The sequence below is a fragment of the Phreatobacter oligotrophus genome (assembly GCF_003046185.1).
In the GTDB taxonomy this organism is placed as follows: domain Bacteria; phylum Pseudomonadota; class Alphaproteobacteria; order Rhizobiales; family Phreatobacteraceae; genus Phreatobacter; species Phreatobacter oligotrophus.
This window is the reverse complement of sequence record NZ_PZZL01000004.1, coordinates 38,733-59,495: the sequence shown is the minus strand read 5'-3', so window position 1 is coordinate 59,495 and position 20,763 is coordinate 38,733. Positions and strand designations below refer to the sequence as shown.

At 68.2% G+C, this 20,763-nt stretch carries 21 protein-coding genes; 9 read left to right on the top strand and 12 right to left on the bottom strand.

Annotated features, from left to right (window positions below):
- Window positions 1-75: 75 nt before the first annotated feature.
- Together C8P69_RS10085 and C8P69_RS10080 are read right to left on the bottom strand one after the other, a co-directional pair.
- The gene (locus C8P69_RS10085; protein ID WP_108176708.1) at window positions 76-1,449 is read right to left on the bottom strand and encodes a PleD family two-component system response regulator; all 1,374 of its coding nucleotides are present in this window, start codon (window positions 1,447-1,449) and stop codon (window positions 76-78) included.
- Window positions 1,450-1,459: 10 nt separating this feature from the next.
- A complete protein-coding gene (locus C8P69_RS10080; protein WP_108176706.1) occupies window positions 1,460-1,831 on the bottom strand; it encodes a response regulator in 372 nt (123 codons plus the stop codon).
- Window positions 1,832-1,926: 95 nt separating this feature from the next.
- On the opposite strand from C8P69_RS10080, the gene C8P69_RS10075 reads away from it, so the two are divergent.
- A complete protein-coding gene (locus C8P69_RS10075; RefSeq protein WP_108176705.1) occupies window positions 1,927-2,229 on the top strand; it encodes a DUF3572 domain-containing protein in 303 nt (100 codons plus the stop codon).
- 49 nt (window positions 2,230-2,278) lie between these two features.
- Complete coding sequence (locus C8P69_RS10070) at window positions 2,279-3,541, top strand: DNA polymerase IV (protein ID WP_108176703.1); 1,263 nt, start codon at window positions 2,279-2,281, stop codon at window positions 3,539-3,541.
- Between the two features lie 9 nt (window positions 3,542-3,550).
- Here C8P69_RS10070 and C8P69_RS10065 read toward each other — a convergent pair whose 3' ends face one another.
- The gene (locus C8P69_RS10065) at window positions 3,551-4,384 is read right to left on the bottom strand and encodes a cell envelope integrity EipB family protein (protein ID WP_108176701.1); all 834 of its coding nucleotides are present in this window, start codon (window positions 4,382-4,384) and stop codon (window positions 3,551-3,553) included.
- Window positions 4,385-4,566: 182 nt separating this feature from the next.
- On the opposite strand from C8P69_RS10065, the gene C8P69_RS10060 reads away from it, so the two are divergent.
- The 3 genes from C8P69_RS10060 to C8P69_RS10050 are packed head-to-tail and all read left to right on the top strand — an operon-like array spanning window position 4,567 to window position 6,966.
- On the top strand, window positions 4,567-5,025 hold the full coding sequence (locus C8P69_RS10060) for a RidA family protein (RefSeq protein WP_108176699.1): 459 nt from the start codon (window positions 4,567-4,569) through the stop codon (window positions 5,023-5,025).
- Window positions 5,025-5,777 (top strand): glycerophosphodiester phosphodiesterase family protein, encoded by a 753-nt coding sequence (locus C8P69_RS10055; RefSeq protein WP_108176697.1) that lies wholly within the window; start codon window positions 5,025-5,027, stop codon window positions 5,775-5,777. Before C8P69_RS10060 ends, C8P69_RS10055 begins: the two co-directional genes overlap by 1 nt.
- Before the next feature lie 10 nt (window positions 5,778-5,787).
- On the top strand, window positions 5,788-6,966 hold the full coding sequence (locus C8P69_RS10050; protein ID WP_108176695.1) for a GNAT family N-acetyltransferase: 1,179 nt from the start codon (window positions 5,788-5,790) through the stop codon (window positions 6,964-6,966).
- Window positions 6,967-6,975: 9 nt separating this feature from the next.
- On the opposite strand, the gene C8P69_RS10045 is transcribed toward C8P69_RS10050, so the two are convergent.
- Window positions 6,976-7,293: a hypothetical protein gene (locus C8P69_RS10045; protein ID WP_146167315.1), complete on the bottom strand. Its 318-nt coding sequence runs from the start codon at window positions 7,291-7,293 to the stop codon at window positions 6,976-6,978.
- 221 nt (window positions 7,294-7,514) lie between these two features.
- Here C8P69_RS10045 and C8P69_RS10040 point away from each other — a divergent pair, with 221 nt between their 5' ends.
- The 3 genes from C8P69_RS10040 (at window position 7,515) to C8P69_RS10030 (ending at window position 8,700) form a co-directional block, all read left to right on the top strand.
- Window positions 7,515-7,784 (top strand): hypothetical protein, encoded by a 270-nt coding sequence (locus tag C8P69_RS10040; protein ID WP_108176691.1) that lies wholly within the window; start codon window positions 7,515-7,517, stop codon window positions 7,782-7,784.
- 155 nt (window positions 7,785-7,939) lie between these two features.
- Window positions 7,940-8,185 carry a hypothetical protein gene (locus tag C8P69_RS10035; protein WP_108176689.1) on the top strand — a complete coding sequence of 82 codons (246 nt, stop codon included), beginning with the start codon at window positions 7,940-7,942 and terminating at the stop codon, window positions 8,183-8,185.
- Window positions 8,186-8,256: 71 nt separating this feature from the next.
- A complete protein-coding gene (locus C8P69_RS10030; RefSeq protein ID WP_108176687.1) occupies window positions 8,257-8,700 on the top strand; it encodes an HIT family protein in 444 nt (147 codons plus the stop codon).
- Here C8P69_RS10030 and C8P69_RS10025 read toward each other — a convergent pair whose 3' ends face one another.
- From C8P69_RS10025 to C8P69_RS09990, 8 genes are all read right to left on the bottom strand, one after another.
- Window positions 8,701-9,051, bottom strand: a complete 351-nt coding sequence (locus C8P69_RS10025; protein ID WP_245901972.1) for an AzlD domain-containing protein — start codon at window positions 9,049-9,051, stop codon at window positions 8,701-8,703.
- Entirely contained in the window at window positions 9,048-9,785 is a 738-nt protein-coding gene (locus C8P69_RS10020; RefSeq protein WP_108176685.1) for an AzlC family ABC transporter permease, read from the bottom strand. Before C8P69_RS10020 ends, C8P69_RS10025 begins: the two co-directional genes overlap by 4 nt.
- A gap of 148 nt (window positions 9,786-9,933) precedes the next feature.
- Entirely contained in the window at window positions 9,934-12,414 is a 2,481-nt protein-coding gene (gene clpA, locus C8P69_RS10015; RefSeq protein WP_108176683.1) for an ATP-dependent Clp protease ATP-binding subunit ClpA, read from the bottom strand.
- A gap of 71 nt (window positions 12,415-12,485) precedes the next feature.
- Window positions 12,486-12,821 carry an ATP-dependent Clp protease adapter ClpS gene (gene clpS, locus C8P69_RS10010; protein ID WP_245902010.1) on the bottom strand — a complete coding sequence of 112 codons (336 nt, stop codon included), beginning with the start codon at window positions 12,819-12,821 and terminating at the stop codon, window positions 12,486-12,488.
- Window positions 12,822-13,097: 276 nt separating this feature from the next.
- On the bottom strand, window positions 13,098-13,799 hold the full coding sequence (locus C8P69_RS10005; RefSeq protein ID WP_108176679.1) for a DUF3053 family protein: 702 nt from the start codon (window positions 13,797-13,799) through the stop codon (window positions 13,098-13,100).
- A gap of 160 nt (window positions 13,800-13,959) precedes the next feature.
- Window positions 13,960-14,349: a nuclear transport factor 2 family protein gene (locus tag C8P69_RS10000; RefSeq protein WP_108176677.1), complete on the bottom strand. Its 390-nt coding sequence runs from the start codon at window positions 14,347-14,349 to the stop codon at window positions 13,960-13,962.
- Window positions 14,350-14,613: 264 nt separating this feature from the next.
- The gene (mfd, locus tag C8P69_RS09995) at window positions 14,614-18,132 is read right to left on the bottom strand and encodes a transcription-repair coupling factor (RefSeq protein ID WP_108176675.1); all 3,519 of its coding nucleotides are present in this window, start codon (window positions 18,130-18,132) and stop codon (window positions 14,614-14,616) included.
- Window positions 18,132-18,431 carry an FAD assembly factor SdhE gene (locus C8P69_RS09990; protein ID WP_108176673.1) on the bottom strand — a complete coding sequence of 100 codons (300 nt, stop codon included), beginning with the start codon at window positions 18,429-18,431 and terminating at the stop codon, window positions 18,132-18,134. The genes mfd and C8P69_RS09990 overlap by 1 nt, the downstream gene beginning before the upstream one ends.
- Before the next feature lie 215 nt (window positions 18,432-18,646).
- Here C8P69_RS09990 and recG point away from each other — a divergent pair, with 215 nt between their 5' ends.
- Window positions 18,647-20,761, top strand: coding sequence for an ATP-dependent DNA helicase RecG (gene recG / locus C8P69_RS09985; RefSeq protein WP_108176671.1), 2,115 nt, complete (start codon window positions 18,647-18,649; stop codon window positions 20,759-20,761).
- Window positions 20,762-20,763 lie beyond the last annotated feature (2 nt).

The following is a 20,763-nucleotide window of genomic DNA, read 5'->3' as shown; positions in this document are numbered from 1 at the left end:
GCGGCCCCGCGCATCAACCTTCCCTTAACCTCAACGGTTACGGTTTATGCATAAGGTGAACGCACGAGGTCTGCGTCAGGCGGCGTCGAGGACCACGCGGTTGCGGCCGTCGCGCTTTGCCCGGTAGAGCGCCTGGTCGGCGCGCTTGATGATCGCCTCGCCCGAGGTATCGCCGCCCTGGCGCTGGGCCATGCCGATCGACACGGTCACGTCGATCGCCCGGGCGCCCTTGTGGATCGGGAAGGGTTCGCAGGCGACGCGGTTGCGGATGCGCTCGGCGACGATGGAAGCCACGCCCGCATCGGTGTCGGGCATGACGACGACGAATTCCTCGCCGCCCAAGCGGCAGACGAGGTCGATGCCGCGAACGGACTTGCGCAGGCGCTGGGCGAATTCGCGCAGAACCTCATCGCCGGCATCGTGGCCCCAGGTGTCATTGACCGACTTGAAGTAGTCGATGTCGAGGACGAGGACCGAGAGCGGCTTGCCGCGCATCGACGCCTGGTCGACGAGCGTGCCGAGGTGGCTCTCCATGTAGCGGCGATTGTGCAGACCGGTCAGGCCATCGGTGATGGCCATTTCCATGGACTGCTGGACATTGTCGCGCAGGCGCGCGGTGTAGCGCTTCTTGCGCACCTGCGTGCGGACGCGGGCCGCCATCTCGTTGCGATCGATGGGACGGAGCAGATAGTCGTTGGCGCCGATGTCGAGGCTGCGCAGCAGACGCGCCTCGTCCTCCGGCTCGGCGATGACGAGGATCGGCAGGCCGCGGGTCCGGTCGAGCGAGCGGAGCTGCGAGCAGAGGCGCAGCGGATCGAAATCGGCGAGGGCGAGCGAAACCATGACGAGGTCGTAGTCGGTCTCTGCGGCGCGGAAGAGCGCTTCCTGCGGGCGCGTCTCCACCTCGACCTGATGCTGGCTGCGCAGGGCCTGGACGATGCGCTCGTGGGACGAGGTGCGATCGTCCACGACAAGGATGCGCCCGTTCAGGCCGCCCTCGGCGACGGCTTCGGAGAGCGGGTCGCGCATGCCGATCTCGCGCGAGGTGACGGCGCGCATGCGCAGCTCGTCCTGCATCATCTTCAGGCGCACGAGCGAGCGGACGCGGGTCACGAGGGCGAGGTCGTTGACCGGCTTGGTCAGGAAGTCGTCGGCGCCGGCCTCCAGGCCCTTCACCCGGTCGGCCGGCTGGTCGAGGGCGGTGACCATGATGACCGGGATGTGGTGGGTCGCCGGATTGGCCTTGAGGCGACGGCAGGTCTCGAAGCCGTCCATCTCCGGCATCATCACGTCGAGCAGGACGATGTCGCACTGGGCGCGGTCGCAGATCGACAGCGCCTCCGCCCCGGACGAGGCCGTGACGACATCGAAATATTCCGCCGAGAGCCGCGCTTCCAGCAGCTTGACGTTGGCGAGGATGTCATCGACGACGAGAACGCGGGCGGTCATGGTGGAACCTTCAGGCGGCGCCGAGGAAATGCCGAACGGTTTCGAGGAACTTGGCGACGGAAATCGGCTTCGACAGATAGGCCTCGCAGCCCCCTGCCCTGATGCGCTCCTCATCGCCCTTCATGGCGAAGGCGGTGACGGCGATGATCGGAATGTGCCGGATCGTCTCGTCTTCCTTGATCCAGCGGGTGACATCGAGGCCGGAAATCTCGGGAAGCTGGATGTCCATGAGGATGAGGTCGGGCTTGTGCTCGCGGGCGAGCGACAGGGCCTCATTGCCGTTGCGAGTCTGGATCGTGGCGTAACCGTTCGCCTCCAGAAGGTCGTGGAAGAGCTTCATGTTGAGCTCGTTGTCCTCCACGATCATCACGGTCTTCGACATCGGCCACTCGCACTCCGAAGGTCCGCCCCCGATGGTTGCCGGAGCCTGACGGATCGTGTCCAAGCTAACGGCAAATCCTTTCAAAAGGACAAACCATGACCCTACGTCGCCCGACTTCCTCAACCGAGAGTGCCGAAGCGGTGGCCGTCCAGGCGCTCGGTTTTCTCGCCGGCGACGACGACCAATTGCAGCGTTTCGCCTCGCTCGCGGGCATCGATCTTGGCGCCATTCGGGAGGCGGCGACGCAGCCCGGCTTCCTCGCGGCGGTGATGGAACATTTCATGGCGGATGAGAGCCTGCTCCTCGCCTTCGCCGCCCATGCGGGCCTGAAGCCCGAGGCCGTGGTGCGCGCCGCGCACCAGCTGGGCGCCGGCCCGTGGGAGCGCGATCACGCCTGATGCCAAAAGCCCCCTTGCGGGGAATCCCGGCCGCCATCACCCTGCGGCCATGGCCCTGCTCGCCTTCTGCCGCGACTGTTTCGCTGAAGCGACCGGCGAGGCCCCGCGCTGCCGGGCCTGCGGTTCGCCGCGGCTGGCGCGCCATGGGGAGCTCGGCGAGCTCTCCATCGCCCATGTCGATTGCGACGCCTTCTATGCCGCCATCGAGAAGCGCGATGATCCGAGCCTCGTCGACAAGCCGCTGATCGTCGGCGGCGGGCGCCGCGGGGTCGTCTCGACCTGCTGCTATGTCGCCCGCATCCACGGGGTGCGCTCGGCCATGCCGATGTTCAAGGCGCTGGCGCTCTGCCCGGACGCGGTGGTGATCAAGCCGAACATGGAGAAATATGCGGCCGTCGGCCGGCAGGTGCGGCAGGCCATGCTGGCGCTCACCCCGCTGGTGGAGCCGCTCTCCATCGACGAGGCCTTTCTCGACCTCACCGGCACGGAGCGCCTGCACGGCGCGCCGCCCGCCCTCACCCTGGCGCGCTTCGCCCGGCAGGTGGAGAAGGAGATCGGCATCACCATCTCGGTGGGCCTGTCCTACAACAAGTTCCTCGCCAAGATCGCCTCGGACCTCGACAAGCCCAGGGGCTTTGCGGTGATCGGCCGTGGCGAGGCGCTGGATTTTTTGGGCGCCAAGCCGGTCTCGCTCATCTGGGGTGTCGGCAAGGCCATGCAGCAGGCGCTGGAGCGCGATGGCCTGAAACTGATCGCCGACCTGCGCCGCATCGAGGAGAGCGAGCTGATGCGGCGCTACGGCGCCATGGGTCTCAGGCTCGCCCGGCTGTGCCGGGGCATCGACGATCGCCGCGTCTCGCCCGATGGCGAAACCAAATCGGTGTCGGCGGAGACCACTTTCGACACCGACATTCGCGATGGACGGGCGCTTGAGAAGATCCTGTTCCGCCTGTGCGAGAAGGTCTCCGCCAGGGCCAAGGCCCAGGGGCTCGCCGGCAACACCGTGACGCTCAAGCTGAAGAGCGCCGATTTCAAGATCCGCACCCGCTCCCGCGGCCTGCCGACACCGACCGTGCTGGCCGCGCGCCTCTTCGAGACGGGACGCGAGATGCTCGCGAGGGAAGCCGACGGCACCGCCTACCGGCTGATCGGCATCGGCCTGTCGGACCTCACCACCCTCGACAAGGCCGACCCGGCCGACCTCGTCGACACGTCCATCGCGCGCAATGTGAAGGTCGAGGGCGCGGTGGACGCCCTGCGGGCCAAGTTCGGCCGCGGGGCGGTGGTGAAGGGCATCACCTTCGACGACTGAGGACCGGCCTCACGGCTTCTCGCAGGGCGTCGCGGCCTGCCAGTCGAGCTGGATGAGCTCGCCGCGCAGCGAGAACTCCGGATAGTTGATGACCATGCGGCGCGACACGCCGTTCTCGTAGAGCTCGAAGGCGAGGGAATAGGCCGGCGTGCCGCCGTCCTTGCCCTGCTCGAAATAGCTGATGGTCATCGGCCAGCGAGGCAGCCCGGCAAGACGCGGATCGCGCGCGGCGGGCTCGGCCTCCTGCGGCTCGCCCTCCATGCGACGGCCGATGATGGCGGTGGCGTCATAGACGCGGTCACCCGTCTCGGCGCCGTCATAGACCTTGGCCTCGAGGATGGTGCGGCCGTCGCGCGCCGCCTCCATCATGCGCAGCAGGTGCTCGGTGGGGAAGATGACTGCGCGGTCGAGACTCTGCGTGCCTTCCCGCGGTTTGCGCAGGCGAACCGCCACGGCGTCGGTCGCGCGATTGGCGCTGCCGTCGGTCTCCATGTAGGGCGCGCCGTTCTGGGTGGCGCGGGAGGTGAAGCGGAAGCCGGAGCCATCCCCCTCCTCGAAATGGGCCGTGCGGGCATCCATGACGACGCGGTTGCCGTTCATCGTCAGCTCGACCACCTGGCGGAAATTGGTGGTGTAGCCTTCGCAGCGATTGCCGGTGGTCTCGAAGAGGATGCGGCCGCGCGCCTGTTCGAGGCCGCCCGAGGCGCGGCGATCGTCGAGCTTCAGCTCGTAGACCGCACGGTGCGGCGCAAGGACCGGTGCCTGGGCCTGCGCCACCGATGTAAGGGAGGCGAGGACGGCAGCGGACAGGAGGATGGGGCGCAAGGGCACGGCAGAAGGCATAAGGGGGCTCCGGGCGCGGGCATTCGCGCGTCGTCAGGGTCGGGCCGGTGCGTCGCAGGCTACAGGGGCAGGCCGGCGGCGACAACGCGGCATGGATGTGTCACGGCGTTCCGTCTTGTCGCGAGCCTCCCCTTGAGGCAGGGTCCCGCCGCTTTTCCATCGCCCGTGGTCGAGGTCCTGCCATGTCCGCTATCGCTGCCCGTCTCGCCGAACTCGGCATCGTGCTTCCCGAGCCTGTCGCGCCTGTTGCCAATTACGTGCCCTACGTGCGCAGCGGTTCGCTGCTGACCGTGTCCGGCCAGATCTCGCTTGGCCCCAACGGGCTGATGGCCGGCAAGCTCGGCGGCGGCGTTTCCATCGAGGAGGGGCAGAAGGCGGCGCGCCAGTGCGGCCTCAACGTCATCGCGCAGATCAAGGCGGCCATCGGCAATCTCGACGGCGTCATCCGCATCGTCCGCCTCGGCGGCTTCATCAATTGCACGCCGGACTTCCTCGACGGCCCGAAGGTGATGAACGGCGCCTCGGACCTGATGGTCGAGGTCTTCGGCGAGAAGGGCCGCCATGCCCGCTCGACGATCGGCGTCGCCGCGCTGCCGGCCAATGCCGCCGTCGAGGTCGAGGCGCTGGTCGAGATCGCGTGATGGCCGGGCGCGCGGACCTGTCCTGGCTGACGGCGCGGCCGATCGCCCATCGCGGCCTGCATGGGCTTGCGGCCGGCGTGATCGAGAACTGCCCGCGCGCCTTCGCCGCCGCCATCGCCGGCGGCTATGCCATCGAATGCGACGTGCAGCCGACGGCCGATGGCGACGCCATCGTCTTCCATGATTCGACCCTCGACCGGCTCACCACCGCGAGCGGCCGCGTGGATGCGCGGACCGTGGCGGACCTGCGCGCCACGGCCTTCAAGGCGACCGACGACCGGATGGGAACCCTGTCGGACCTGTTCGACCAGGTGGCCGGCCGGGTGCCGCTGGTCGTCGAGATCAAATCCGAGTTTGACGGGCGGCTCGATCTCACCCGCCGCGTCGCGGCGCTGGCGGCCGGCTATTCCGGCCCCCTCGCCCTCATGTCCTTCGATCCCGGCCCGATCGCCTGGCTCAAGGACAACGCCCCTGCCCTCGTCCGCGGCATCGTCGCCGAGAGCCACTATGCCGGAGCCCACTGGGCGAAGCTGCCGGAAGCGGTGCGCCGCGACCTGTCAAGCCTTGCCCATGCCGCCCGCACCGAGCCGGATTTCCTCTCCTGGCGCGTCGCCGACCTCCCCAATGCCGCGACCACGGCGTTCCGCGCCGCCGGCAAGCCGGTGATCTGCTGGACGGTCCGCACGGATGACGAGCGTGTGATCGGGGCAAAGCATGCGGATCAGGTGACCTTCGAGGGCTATCTCGCCTAATCTGCCGGGCATGTCCGATAGCTTCACCATCCGCGTCGTCCGCAGCGTCAAGGACATCGCTGCGGGAGACTGGAATGCCTGTGCCGCCGACCCCACCGGCGCCGTTGATCCCTTCCTCGACCACGCCTTCTTCCTGTCGCTGGAGGAGTCGAAATCGGCGGTGCGGGAGACCGGCTGGCTTGGCCATCACCTCGTGCTCGAACGCGGCGGCGTCATCGCCGGCATCCTGCCCTGCTACCTGAAGAGCCATTCCCGCGGCGAGTATGTGTTCGATGCGGGCTGGGCCGAGGCCTATGAGCGGGCCGGCGGGCGCTATTACCCGAAGCTGCAGGCGAGCGTCCCCTTCACCCCCGCGACCGGGCGCCGCCTTCTGGTCCGCCCCGGCGAGGGCGCGGACCTCGCCCGCGCGGCGCTCGTCCAGGGGGCGGCGCAGGTCGCCGCCGAGGCCGGCGTCTCCTCGCTGCACGTCACCTTCTGTCCCGCGGACGAGTGGGCGCTGATGGGCGAGGCGGACTATCTGCAGCGCACCGACACCCAGTTCCACTTCGAGAACGAGGGCTACGGCTCGTTCGACGACTTCCTCGCCGCCCTCTCCTCCCGCAAGCGCAAGGTGATCCGCCGCGAACGCCGCGATGCGCTGGAGGGCAATGGGATCACCATCCGTCGCCTCACCGGGCCGGAGCTGACGGAGGCGGTCTGGGACCGCTTCTTCGAGTTCTACATGGACACCGGCTCCCGCAAATGGGGCCGGCCCTACCTGACGCGCGCCTTCTACTCGCTGATCGGCGAGCGCATGGCCGACCGAATCCTCCTCGTCATGGCGGAGCGCGAGGGCCGCTATGTCGCCGGCGCCATCAATTTCATCGGCCGGGACGTTCTCTACGGACGCCATTGGGGCGCGGTGGAGAACCATCCCTTCCTGCATTTCGAGGTCTGCTACTACCAGGCCATCGACTATGCGATCGAGAAGGGCCTGAAGCGGGTCGAGGCGGGGGCGCAGGGCGAGCACAAGCTGGCGCGCGGCTACAAGCCGGTGACGACCTATTCAGCGCATTTCATCGTCGATCGCGGCTTCCGTCGCGCGGTCGATGACTACCTGCAACGGGAACGGCGCTACATCGCCGAGGCGATCGACGAACTCGGCACGCTGACCCCGTTCCGCCGGCCCGAGCTCGAGGAACAGGACTAGCGGCGGCGGTCACAGGCCGTCGAAGAGCCCGCCCACCACGTCTGCGACGCCGGAGACGATCGATCCGGCCGTCTCGGCAGCGCCGGACACGATGGCGCCGCCCGTCTCGAAGGCTCCTGTCGCCAGGGTCCCGGCTGTCTCGGTGACCGTGCTGGCTGCCGCGGCGGTCGTCCGGCCAACGCTGGGGGCGGCGGTTCCGACGAGGTCGAGCACGGAGCCGGCAACGTCCGCCACGTCGACCCATGAGCCGTTATCGGCGGCCTTGCGCTTCTCCTTGGCCTCCGCCTCTTCGGCGGCCTTGGCGGCGATGCTGGGGTCGATGGCCATGGAGCTCTTCTCCCGTGGGTTCAGGTGGCGCGAGGCTGACAGGAGGATGATCACGGCCGATCATGTCCGTTCGATGCCACGGCCTCATCGCCGCCATTGCGCGCGCCTGCAGCGATGAACGGTTCCTAAACGCCGCGATATGAGCGGTTCAGATGGGGAGGAGCACAGTCATCCTCGAACCGGTTCACACGGTTTCGCTTCGAACCCCAAGGAGACTGACCATGATGCATCGCCGCACGTTCTTCACCGCCCTCGGTGCCGGTGTCGCCGCGACCGCCCTCGCCGCCGCTGCGGCCCAGGCTGCTCCCGCCGCCGAGGCCCTTGCCGCCATCGAGCCGGCCGCCGCGACCACCGTGACGCCGGACGCCGGTGAGCCGGTCGAGATGCGCCGCCGTGGCCGCCGCCATGCGCATCGCCATGCTCGCCGCCATGCCCGCCGGGCCCATCGCCGCGCCCGCCGGGTGGCCCGCCGCACCGCGCGCCGCGCCTGACGCCCCCTCCGACGCCCGGCGACATGGCCTCCGTCGCCGGGCGTCGACAGGCAGAAACACATGACACAGACTGTCAGTGCCGAAGCGGATTGACGCCGCATCACCCGCGCATCACCGTGCCCCCCGATGCGCCGCCTGCCTGAGGAGACATGCCAATGATTCATCGTCGCACATTCGTCGCGGCCGCTATCGGCGGCCTCGCCGTCGCAGCGGCTGCCGGCACGGCCCAGGCCGCGCCCGCCACCGCAACCGCTCCCGTCGCTCCTGTGGCCCCGGCCGCCGAAACCCCGACGGAAATGCAGTACTACATCGTCCGTCGCCGTCGCTGGTATCGCCGCCCCCGCCGGGTCTATATCATCCGCCGTCGCCGCTACTGGCGCCGCCGGGTCTATTACTGGTGACCGGCCGCGGCGCTTGACGCCGCGCCATCGGATTGCGACACCCTCGCGGTTCCCATCGCGAGGGTGTTTTCATGTCCGCCGCCTATGATCCGAACAACGTCTTCGCCAAGCTCCTGCGCGGCGAGATGCCGGCCCACAAGGTCTACGAGACCGACAAGGTGCTGGCCTTCATGGACATCATGCCCCGCGCCGACGGCCATGTGCTGGTGATCCCCAAGGCGGCCGCGCGCAACATTCTCGACATCCATCCCGACGATCTTGCGGAACTCGCCAAGGCCGTGCAGTTCGTCGCCAAGGGCGTGAAGAAGGCCATGGCGGCCGACGGCCTGACCATCCAGCAGTTCAACGAGAGCGCCGGTGGCCAGGTGGTGTTCCACATCCACGTCCACGTGCTGCCGCGTTGGGAGGGCGTCGCGCTGCGTCCGCATACCGGCGCGATGGAGAACGGCGAGGTCCTGGCCAAGCATGCCGGGACCATCCGTGCTGCGCTCGAGGCGATGCAGGCCGGCGGATGATCAGCGGATCCCGAGCCAGAGCGAGGCGCCGACGATCACCGCCTCGGCCGAGAGGACGCCCAGCAGCACGGACTTGCGCCCCACCGCATAGGCGGTGAGGCCGATGACGAAGGCCGCGATGCGCCAACCGGTCGGCAACTCGGCCAGCGCCCCGCCGGGGAAGAAGGCGAGCTTTGCCACCACCGCCGCCAGGGTCGCCGTGGCGACGGCCCTCACCCAGACGAGAATCTCCGAGGTCTCGTCGAGGCCGCGCCCGACGACCAGCGCCATCAAGCGCCAGATCTCGCTGGGGAGCACCCCGACCAGCAGCAGCGCGATATAGGGCGTGGGATCGGATCCGAAGAGGGTCACGGAGCCTCCCGCAGGCGCTTCAGCCGCGCGACGCCATAGGCGATCGTCCCGCCACCGAGGCCGGCATAGAGCAGCTCAAGACCGTCGCCGATAGTGCTCGCTGCGAGCAGGCCGAAAAATCCGAAGCCGATGGCGAGACGGTCGGAGAGTGCGCGCGCCGTGGTGAAGAGCGAGAGCAGGAAGAAGATCGGGGTGAGGAACAGGAGCGCGGCGCTAAAGGCCGGCGGGATGATGCCGGCGAGGAAATAGCCCGCCGCCGTCGCCGTGGTCGCCGAAGCGAGGAGCCCGGTGCCGAGGCCGAGGAAGAAGGGCACCCGGCCCTCGGCGTCGATCTGCGGCAGGAGCCGCAGGCCTTCCACCCAGATCGAGATGGCGACGAAATGGGCGCAGATCACCGCCACCACCGGGTTGCGGTTCTGCAGCCTGAGATAGGGCAGCAGCGACACGACCATGGGCAGCAGCCGCACCGAGGACAGCCCCACGGTGATCCCCACCGCAAGCCACGAGGCGCCGGAGGCAAGACCGCCGACGAGAATGAGATGAGCGGGACCTGCCCAGATCAGCACGGTCGCGAGCAATGCCCACGCCAGGGGCATGCCATAGCCCGCACAGACCGAGCCGATGCCGATGAAGGTTGCGGCGAGAATCACCGCCGGCAGCGCGACCGCGGCGCGCAATCCCCGGCGGAAATAGGCGGATTGGCTCAGGGGTTGGTAGGGCTCGGCGGCTGACATCGTCGCCGATCACGCCGTGGAAGCACCGGCCTTGGCAAGAAACGATGCTGCATGAAGGCCATTCATCGCCCGAAAGACGGAGCCTGAAACGACGGAGCCCGGCGCGTCGGTGACGGCCGGGCTCGGGAGCGTGGTGGTGACGACGTCCTCAGTCCGCCTTGAGCGGCACCTTCGGCACGGAACCGGAGGGACGCTTCGGCTCGGTGGGAGCCGGAACGCCGCCCGAACCACCGCCGGAGCCGCCCTTCGGCTTGCGCTTGGCCTTGGCCGGGGCGCTCTTCGCCGCGCGCTTGGCGATCTTGCGCACGTCGGGAGCGACCGGCTCCGGCTTCGGCGTGACCGGGCCTGCCGGATAGTCGAAGCCGAGGATGGGGAATCCCTCCTCGTCCTTCGAGACGATGACCCGGACATGGCCGCCGTTCTTCAGCCGGCCGAAGAGCAGGTCCTCGGCGAGCGGCTTTTTCACGTACTCCTGGATGACGCGGGCCATGGGGCGCGCGCCCATCTGCTCGTCATAGCCGCGCTCGATCAGCCAGTCCTTGGCATCGGGCGACAGCTCGATCGTGACCTGGCGGTCGGCGAGCTGGGCCTCGAGCTGGAGGACGAATTTCTCGACGACATTGCCGATGACCTCGGTCGACAGGTGGCCGAAGGCGATCGTGGCGTCGAGGCGGTTGCGGAATTCCGGCGCGAAGAGGCGGTTGATGGCCTCGGTGTCCTCGCCGGTCCGCTTGTTACGGGTGAAACCGATGGCGGGCTTGGCGAGATCCGCCGCGCCGGCATTGGTGGTCATGATCAGGATGACGTTCCTGAAATCGACCGACTTGCCGTTGTGGTCGGTCAGCTTCCCGTGATCCATGATCTGCAGGAGGATGTTGAAGAGGTCCGGATGAGCCTTCTCGATCTCGTCCAGCAGCAGCACGCAATAGGGATTCTGGTCGACGCCATCGGTCAGCAGGCCGCCCTGGTCGAAGCCGACATAGCCGGGCGGCGCGCCGATCAGCCGGGACACCGTGTGGCGCTCCATATATTCCGACATGTCGAAGCGCAGCAGCTGGACGCCCAGGACCTGGGCGAGCTGCTTGGCGACCTCGGTCTTGCCGACGCCGGTTGGGCCGGAGAACAGGTAGTTGCCGATCGGCTTCTCCGGCTCGCGCAGGCCGGCCCGGGCGAGCTTGATCGAGGCCGAGAGCGCCTCGATGGCCTTGTCCTGGCCGTAGACCACGCGCTTCAGCGTGTTCTCGATGTTGCGCAGCACCTCGGCATCGTCCTTGGAGACGGTCTTCGGGGGGATGCGCGCCATGGTGGCGATCGTCGCCTCGATCTCCTTGATGCCGATCGTCTTCTTGCGCTTGCCCTCCGGCACCAGCATCTGCGCGGCGCCGGTCTCGTCGATCACGTCGATCGCCTTGTCGGGGAGCTTGCGGTCATGGATGTAGCGGGCCGAGAGCTCCACCGCCGCGCGGATGGCGTCGTTGGTGTAGCGCAGCTTGTGATAGGTCTCGAAGGTCTGCTTGAGGCCCTTCAGGATCTCGATGGAATCCTCGACCGTCGGCTCGGTCACGTCGATCTTCTGGAAGCGGCGGACGAGGGCGCGGTCCTTCTCGAAGTACTGGCGGTACTCCTTGTAGGTGGTCGAGCCGATGCAGCGCAGCGTGCCCTGGGCGAGCGCCGGCTTCAGCAGGTTCGAGGCGTCCATGGCACCGCCCGAGGTCGCACCCGCACCGATGACGGTGTGGATCTCGTCGATGAACATGATGGCGTTGGGGTGGGCCTCCACCTCCTTGATCACCTGCTTCAGGCGCTCCTCGAAGTCGCCGCGATAGCGGGTGCCGGCCAGCAGCGTGCCCATGTCGAGCGAGAAGACGGTGGCGTCCTTGAGGACCTCCGGCACGTCGTTCTCGACGATGCGCTTGGCGAGGCCCTCGGCGATGGCGGTCTTGCCGACGCCGGGATCACCCACCAGCAGCGGGTTGTTCTTCTGGCGGCGGCAGAGCACCTGGATGGTGCGGCTTATCTCGCTGTCGCGGCCGATCAGCGGGTCGATCCGGCCCTCGCGCGCCTTGCGGTTGAGGTTGACGCAATAGGTGTCCAGCGCGTCACCCTTCTTCTTGTCGCCCTCGGTCGCCTTCTCCTTGGCCTCCTCCGGCTCGTCGGCGCCCTTCGGCGCGCGCGTCTCGGAGAGCCCGGCGCGCTTGGCGATGCCGTGGCTGATGTAGTTGACCGCGTCGTAGCGGGTCATGTCCTGCTCCTGCAGGAAATAGGCGGCGTGGCTCTCGCGCTCGGCGAAGATGGCGACGAGCACGTTGGCGCCGGTCACCTCCTCGCGGCCCGAGGACTGCACGTGGATCACCGCGCGCTGGATGACGCGCTGGAAGCCGGCGGTGGGCTTGGAATCCTCGGACCCGTCGGTGATGAGGTTCTCGAGTTCGGTGTCGATATAGCCGACGAGGCTCTTCTTGAGCTTCTCCAGGTCGACGCTGCAGGCCTTCATCACCGCGGCGGCGTCCTGGTCGTCGACCAGGGCCAGCAGGAGATGTTCGAGCGTCGCATATTCGTGGCGCCGCTCGTTGGCTAGCGCGAGCGCCCGGTGGAGAGACTGTTCAAGACTGCGGGAGAATGAGGGCAAGGGAACCTCGGATCATCGGTCGCGGCGCCTTGCGGCGCCTGGGAGGGCCGGCTGGGCGGCCCCGGGGCAAATCACTTCTTCTCCATCACGCATTGGAGAGGGTGCTGGTTCTTGCGGGCGAAGTCCATGACCTGGGTCACTTTCGTTTCGGCGACCTCGTAGGTGTAGACCCCGCATTCGCCGACGCCGTGCTGGTGAACGTGCAGCATGATGCGCGTGGCGTCCTCGGCATTCTTGTTGAAGAATTTCTGGAGGATGTGCACCACGAACTCCATCGGCGTGTAGTCGTCGTTCAGCAACAACACGCGATAGAGGCTCGGGCGCTTGGTCTGCGGCCGCGTCTTGGCGATCACCGAGGTGCCGGGCCCGCCCGGATCCTGGTCGCGCTCGTCGCGTTTGCCTGCCATGGCCAGCGGCGTTGCGGGCCCGACCGGATGGAATGCTTGAGGCATGGCGTCCTTGGTCATCGTCCTCTCGTGCCGGTGGAGCGGCACCCCCGATCAGTCCAATCCTGCTGTGTCCACTCCAAGGCGAAACCCTAGCACCGAGAATGCGAGATTCATGCCGGGACGGGCAAGGGAACTCTGAGCGTAAAAATAGGGAAGCCTGAACGGGATCGCCAGATCACCGCCCAGGCTTTCACCGTTCATTTGCTCAAGCTTCGACCAAACGGCCGGCCTACCTCAAGCGCGCAGGGCGGACAGGGCCGAATGCAGGGCAGCCAACCGGCTGCGCGCCGTCTCGATGGCGGCGATCTTCGCCTGGAAGCGGGCATGGAGCGCCGGATCGGACCAGATGATGGTCCCGTTCGCGAAGCGGAACCGCCCGGCGTTGTCGGCAAGGAAGCTGCCCGTGTCCGCGATGGCGGCGAGCACGCCGTCGAGCCCTTCAAGGCCGCCGCGGAAAACCGGCGTCACGTCGGTCACGAGTTTCTTGAAAGCCCGGGCATAGACCATCTTGAGGTCGTCGGGCTGCGCCAGTCGCGCGACCTCCCCCTCGGTGCGCCGCGCAAGCTCGTCCGTGCCTTCCATGGCAACGGCGAGGAGCCGGCGGCTGTCGGCGATCTCGGCCACCTTGTTCATCCAGGTCTCGGGATGGCGCAGGGCTGGCAGGATGCGGCCGGCATTGGACAGGAGCGGCGCAAGCCGTGTCTCCATCTCGTGATGATAGACCCGCAGCGGCTCCCAATGCGCGGCATAGCGGCCGAAGCTGGTCAGTTCGTCCTCGGTCGGGCGCGGGACGCGCAGGCCCTGCGGCGCCAGGACGCGCTTTTCGAGGAAGGCGATGAAGGCGCGGCGCGCGGACAGCTCGCCCGGCTCGAAACAGGCGGCAAGCGGGACGGCGGCGGCAAGGACGAGACAATGGCGGCGGGTCAGGGCAGTCATAACGGGGTCCTCTGGGTTGTCGAACCCCTATCCCGCCACCACTTCCGCCCCTTGCCTCACGCCGCCTTCTTCGTTTCAGCGACCTTGACGAAGTTGCGCAGGATCACCGCCGTGCCCTTCAGCTCCCATGCGTAGCGGTCATCGTCCGGCACATCCCGGGTCAAACCTTCGGCGAATGGAGGCGAGGCGTTCCCATATTGAACCAAGCCTTGGCGATCTTCCCGTCCACAACCTGGTAGATACAGATCACATCCACCTCACCGCGGCCCTCGGGAAAATTTCTCTGCACGGTTTCATGGTCCACAACCATGTTGCCGACAACGATGCGGGTCAGCAGCTTCCCATGCAGATCGGGCTCCTTGAAGCGTTCGACATGCCTCTCCCGAATGGCTGTTGCGGTGTTGGCAAGCAGGGTCGAGGGGAACGCGTAATACTCGCAGTCGTCAGCCCACCATGGCATGAACGCGTCGATGTCTCGCGCATTGTAGGCGGCGAGCTGCATATGGACGGGATAAGCCGGATCGTAGGGCTGTAGCGGCGTAATGGTCATTGCTGGCTCCAAAAACGAAAAACCCCGCGACGGAGGTCGCGGGGCGAATGGTGCTTTCAGAATGCGGATCAGGACGTCGGGTTAACCCGCCCTTGTCCCGAACCTCGCAGGCACAGCATCGCCGCCGCGGGTCGCGCGGCGTCGGCGTCGGTCGACGAAGGGCCTGTTCTGGAACACGGGTGGACTCTGTCCCGCCTTTGTCTCACCGTCAAGGGCGATAGACGGCCGACCCCCGCAACCTTGCAGGATGGGGCCCCCTGCCCGTCACGCCGCCTTTTTCGTTTCAGCGATTTTCACGAGGTTGCGCAGGATCACCGCCGTGCCCTTCAGCCGGTCGTCGGCCTTCGGCCAGTCGCGGATGAAGACGATCTTCTGGTCGGGCCTGACCTTCGCCAGCGAGCCCTGCTCGCCGATGTAGCGGACGAGGCCAGCCGGATTGGCGAATTTGCCCTCCCGGAAGGTCATGACAATGCCGCGCGGGCCGGAATCGACCTTCTCGACATTGGCGCGGCGGCAATAGGCCTTGATCACCGCGACCTTGACGAGGTGCTGGACCTCCTCGGGCAGCGGGCCGAAGCGATCGATCATCTCGGCGGCGAAGGCGTCGATGGCCTCGTCGGTGTCGAGGTCGCCGAGGCGGCGATAGAGCGACAGGCGCAGGCCGAGGTCCTCGACATAGGTCTCGGGGATGAGGATCGGCGTGCCCACGGTGATCTGCGGCGACCAGCGGTCTTCCACCGTTTCCTCGACGAGGCCGGCCTTCATCATCGACACCGCCTCCTCCAGCATCTGCTGGTAGAGCTCGTAGCCGACCTCCTTGATGTGGCCCGACTGCTCGTCGCCGAGCAGGTTGCCGGCGCCGCGGATGTCGAGGTCGTGCGAGGCGAGCTGGAAGCCGGCGCCAAGCGTGTCGAGCGACTGCAGCACCTTCAGCCGCTTTTCCGCCTGCGGCGTCACCGGCTTGTTCTCCGGCAGGGTGAACAGCGCGTAGGCGCGGGTCTTCGACCGGCCGACGCGGCCGCGCAGCTGGTAGAGCTGGGCAAGGCCGAACATGTCGGCGCGCCAGACGATCAGGGTGTTGGCGCGGGGGATGTCGAGGCCGGATTCGACGATCGTCGTCGAGAGCAGGATGTCGACCTTGCCGTCATAGAAGGCGCCGATGCGGTCTTCCAGCTCGCCGGCAGCCATCTGGCCATGGGCGACGATGAACTTCGCCTCCGGCACGTGCTCGCGCAGGAAAGCCTCGGCATCGCCAAGGTCCTCGATGCGCGGGCAGACGACGAAGGCCTGGCCGCCGCGATAGCGCTCGCGCAGCAGGGCCTCGCGGATGACCAGCGGGTCGAAGGGCGTGACGAAGGAGCGAACCGCGAGACGGTCCACCGGCGGCGTCGCGATGATGGAGAGGTCGCGGACGCCGGTCATGGCCAGCTGGAGGGTGCGCGGGATGGGCGTCGCGGTCAGCGTCAGCACATGGACCTCGGCGCGCAGCTCCTTCAACCGCTCCTTGTGGCCGACGCCGAAATGCTGCTCCTCGTCGACGATGACAAGGCCGAGATCCTTGAAGGCGATCGTCTTGCCAAGCAGGGCGTGGGTGCCGACGACGATGTCGACCGTGCCGTCCGCGAGGCCCTTCTTGGCGGCGGCGAGATCGGCCGAGCCGACCATGCGCGAGGCCTGGGCCACGGTGACCGGCAGGCCCTTGAAGCGCTCGGCGAAGGTCTTGAAGTGCTGGCGGGCAAGCAGCGTCGTCGGCACGACGACCGCCACCTGCTTGCCGCCCATGACGGCCGCGAAGGCGGCGCGCAGCGCCACTTCCGTCTTGCCGAAGCCGACATCGCCGCAGACGAGGCGGTCCATAGGCCGGCCGGCGCCAAGGTCTTCGAGCACCGCGTCGATGGCATTGGCCTGGTCGTCGGTCTCGTCATAGGGGAAGCGCGCCGAGAACTCGTCATAGGCGCCATCCGGCGGCACGAGGCGCGGGGCCTCGCGGAGCTGGCGGGCCGCGGCGATCTTGATGAGGCCGGCCGCCATTTCGAGGATGCGCTTCTTCAGCCGCGCCTTGCGCTGCTGCCAGGCGCCGCCGCCGAGCTTGTCGAGCTGCGCCTCGGCATCCTCCGACCCATAGCGCGACAGAAGCTCGATATTCTCGACGGGCAGGAAGAGCTTGTCGCCGCCGGCATAGTGGATCTCGACGCAATCGTGCGGCGCGCCGACCGCGGTGACGGTCCTCAGGCCGATGAAGCGGCCGATGCCGTGGTCGACATGGACGACGAGGTCGCCGGTGGCGAGCGTCGCGACATCCGACAGGAAGTCCTGGGCGCGCTTGCGGCGCTTCTGGGCGCGCACCAGCCGGTCGCCGAGAATGTCCTGCTCGCCGATGACGACGAGGTCGGGGGTCTCGAAGCCCTCCTCGATGCCGAGGACGCCAAGGGCGATCTCGTCGCCGCGCAGCGCCTCCGCCGAGGCCCAGCTCGCCACGGGCCTCAGCGGCTTCAGGCCGTGATCCTCAAGAATGGGCTGCAGGCGCTCGCGCGAGCCCTCCGACCAGGCGGCGATGAGCACGCGCTTCTTCTCCTGGCGCAGCGCCGCGACATGGGCCGTGACCGCGTCGAAGACATTGGCGTTCTCATCGGCGCGCTCGGCGGCGAAGGACCGGCCGCGCCGTCCCTCGAGGTCGACCATGGCGCCGTCCGAGGCCCCGGCCAGCGCGAAGGGCGAGAGCTTCACCACCGCCTCGCCACCGCGGCGGCGGTCCCAGTCGGCCGGCGTCAGGTAGAGTGCGTCGGGCGGGAGCGGCTTGTAGTTCGCCCCTGCCCCGTCCTGCTCCATCTGGGTTTTGCGGGCGTCGTAGTAATCCGCAATCGTCGTCAGCCGCTCCTTGGCGGCTTCCTCGACCTGGGCATCGAGGACGATGCCGGCATCCGGCATGTAGTCGAAGAGCGTGTCGAGCTTGTCGTGGAAGAGCGGCATCCAGTGCTCGACGCCGGGATGGCGGCGGCCCTCGGAGACGGCCTCGTAGAGCGCGTCGCCCTTGGTCGAGCCGCCGAAGGCCCGCACATAGGCGAGGCGGAACTTCACCATGGTCTCGGTGGTGATCTGCACCTCGGAGGTCGGCACGAGGTCGAGGCGCTTCAGGTTGCCGGTGGTGCGCTGCGTCTCGGGATCGAAGGAGCGGATGGATTCGAGCTGGTCGCCGAAGAAATCGAGGCGGATCGGCGCGTCGAGCCCCGGCGCAAAGAGATCCAGGATGCCGCCGCGGACGGCATATTCGCCGACCTCGCGGACGGTCGAGGTGCGCAGATAGCCGTTGGTCTCCAACCAGGCCTGCAGGTCGCCCATGGCGATGACATTGCCGGGCGCGGCCGAGAGCGACTGGCGCGCAAGGAGCTCGCGCGAGGGCACCCGCTGGAGCGCCGCATTGATGGTCGTGAGCACGATGGCGGGCGTCGCCCGGCCCGTCGTCCGGGCGAGCCGCGACAGGGTCAGCATCCGCCGCGCCATCAGCGCGCCGTTGGGCGAGGCACGGTCATAGGGCTGGCAGTCCCAGGCCGGCACGGGCAGGATCTCGATCCCCGGCGCGAAGAAGGCCAGCGCCGTCTCCATGGCCTGCATGCGCGGCCCGTCGCGGCAGATCACCACCAGCTCCGGCGAGGACTGGTTGCCCTTGGCGTGGAGCTGGCGGGCGAGATCGGCGACGACGAGCGCGTCGAAGCCCTGGGGCACGCCGGCAAGCGTCAGGCGGCCGCGCGAGGCGACGACATCGGCGGGACTGCGCTTGGCCATCAGCCGACCCAGGCTCCCTTGCCCTCGCTGTGGAAGGTCTTGAGCGAGCGGAACACGGCGGTGTCGTAGTTCGCCGGCGTCTCGGCCTTGCTGGTGACCCAGGCGAAGAGGTCGCGGTCCGGCACCTCGATCAGCCGTTCGAAATCATCGAGCTCGGCATCGGTCAGTTCGCCGATCCGCGCATCGGCGAAGCGACCCATGATCAGGTCCATCTCGCGGGTGCCGCGGTGCCAGGACCGGAACAGGATCTTGCGACGACGGGGGTCGAGATCGGCGGAGGAGCGTGTCGTTCCGGTCATCGGGGCCTCTTCAGGACTGTGACGCCTATACGTCCGGGACCCCTGACGGATCCCTTCGTACGCGTGGCGCACAACGGCGAAAGCCGGAAGGCCCCCAACGAGGGACGTTTCCGGTGCCGCGCACCCCTAGCAAAGGCGCGGCAGGCAGCACAAGCGAGGCGGTGCGGCAGCACCCTGCCCTGTCGGCGCCGCGCAGGTCGGACTAGATTGCCGCCATGCGTCCCTCGCGACTCGATCCCCTCTTCGCGCCGCTCACCAGCCTGAAAGGCGTCGGCCCGAAGTTCGAAGGCCTCTATGCCCGGGTCCTCGGCACCGAGGGGCCGCCGCGTGTCATCGACCTGCTGCTCCACCTGCCGCACACGATCATCGACCGGCGGGCGCGCCCGACGCTCGCGGAAGCCGTGCCGGGCGCCATCGTCACGGTCGAGGTGCTGATCGAGAAGCATCGTCCCTCCCCGCCCGGCAAGGCCCGCACGCCCTACCGGGTGCTCGCATCGGACGAGACGGGCGACATCACGCTGGTCTGGTTCAATGCCCATCGCGGCCGCATCGAGCAGATGTGTCCGCTGGGCGAGACGCGGGTGGTCTCAGGCCGCATCGAGCTCTTCGACGGCATGCGCCAGATGGTCCATCCCGACCGGGTGCTGACGGCGGAGCAGGCCGCGTCCATGCCGATGATGGAGCCGGTCTATCCGCTCACCGAGGGCCTCGCCTCGGGCCATGTGCGGCGGGCGGCGGAGGCCGCGCTCGACAGGCTGCCGGCGCTCGCCGAATGGCTCGATGCACGGCTGAAGGACCGCCACTCCTGGCCCGCCTTTGCCGCAGCGCTCCGGACCGTCCACCAGCCGGACCGCCCCGAGGCCTTCGCGCCGGAAGGGCCGGCCTGGACGCGGCTCGCCTATGACGAACTCCTCGCCAACCAGCTGGCGCTCGGCCTTGTCCGTGCCAATCTCAAGCGTCCCGCCGGCAACCGCAATGTCGGCGACGGGTCGATCCGTGCGCGGGTCCAGGCCGCCCTGCCCTTTGCGCTGACAGGATCGCAGCAGCGCGCCATTGGCGAAATCGCCAGCGACATGGCCGCGCCGACGCGGATGCTGCGGCTCCTCCAGGGCGATGTCGGCTCGGGCAAGACCGTGGTCGCGCTCATGGCCATGGCCGCCGCCGCGGAGGCCGGCCGCCAATCCGCGCTGATGGCCCCTACCGAACTGCTGGCGCGCCAGCACGCCCGCACCCTCACGCCGCTCGCCGAGGCCGCCGGCCTCAAGGTCGCCATCCTCACGGGCCGCGAAAAGGGCCGCGAGCGCGAGGCGGTGCTGGCCGGGCTCGCCGACGGCTCGATCCCCATCGTTGTCGGCACCCATGCGTTGTTCCAGGACGGCGTCGCCTTCAAGGCTCTCGGCCTTGCGGTCATCGACGAGCAGCATCGGTTCGGTGTGCAGCAGCGCCTGGCGCTGGCCGCCAAGGGCGATGCGGTCGATCTCCTGGTGATGACGGCGACGCCGATCCCGCGGACTCTCGTCCTCACCTATTTCGGCGACATGGAATCCTCCCAGCTCACCGAGAAACCGGCGGGACGCAAGCCCGTCGACACCCGCGTCATCGGCATGGAGAAGCTCGGCGACGTGGTGGAGGGCATCGGCCGGGCGCTCAGCGCAGGCCGGCAGGTCTATTGGGTCTGTCCGCTCGTGGCGGAGGCCGAGGAGCCGACCGAGGACACGCCCGACCTCGCCTCGGCCGAGGAGCGTTTCGAAATGCTCCGCCAGCGCTTTGGCGCCACGGTTGACCTCGTGCACGGCCAGATGAAGGGCGCCGACAAGGATGCGGCCATGGCGCGCTTCCAGGCGGGAGAGACGCGCTGCCTGGTCGCGACCACGGTCATCGAGGTGGGCGTCGATGTCCCTAAGGCCTCGATCATGGTCATCGACCATGCCGAGCATTTCGGCCTTGCCCAGTTGCATCAGCTGCGCGGACGCATCGGCCGCGGCTCCGATGCCTCGACCTGCATCCTGCTCTATCGCGGCCCCTTGGGAGAGACCGCCGGGCGCCGGCTGGAGATCATGCGCGAGACGGAGGATGGCTTCCGCATCGCCGAGGAGGACCTGAAGCTGCGCGGCGAGGGCGACCTGCTCGGCACCAAGCAGTCGGGCATGCCGGGCTTCCGCATCGCGCGGCTCGAACATCACGCGCCGCTGCTTGAGACGGCCCGCAATGATGCCCGCATGATCGTCGAGACGGACCCGCATCTCGCAGGCCCCCGTGGCGAGGCGCTGCGCGATCTGCTCTACCTGTTCGGGCGCAACGAGGCGATCCGCCTCGTCGAGGCGGGCTGAGC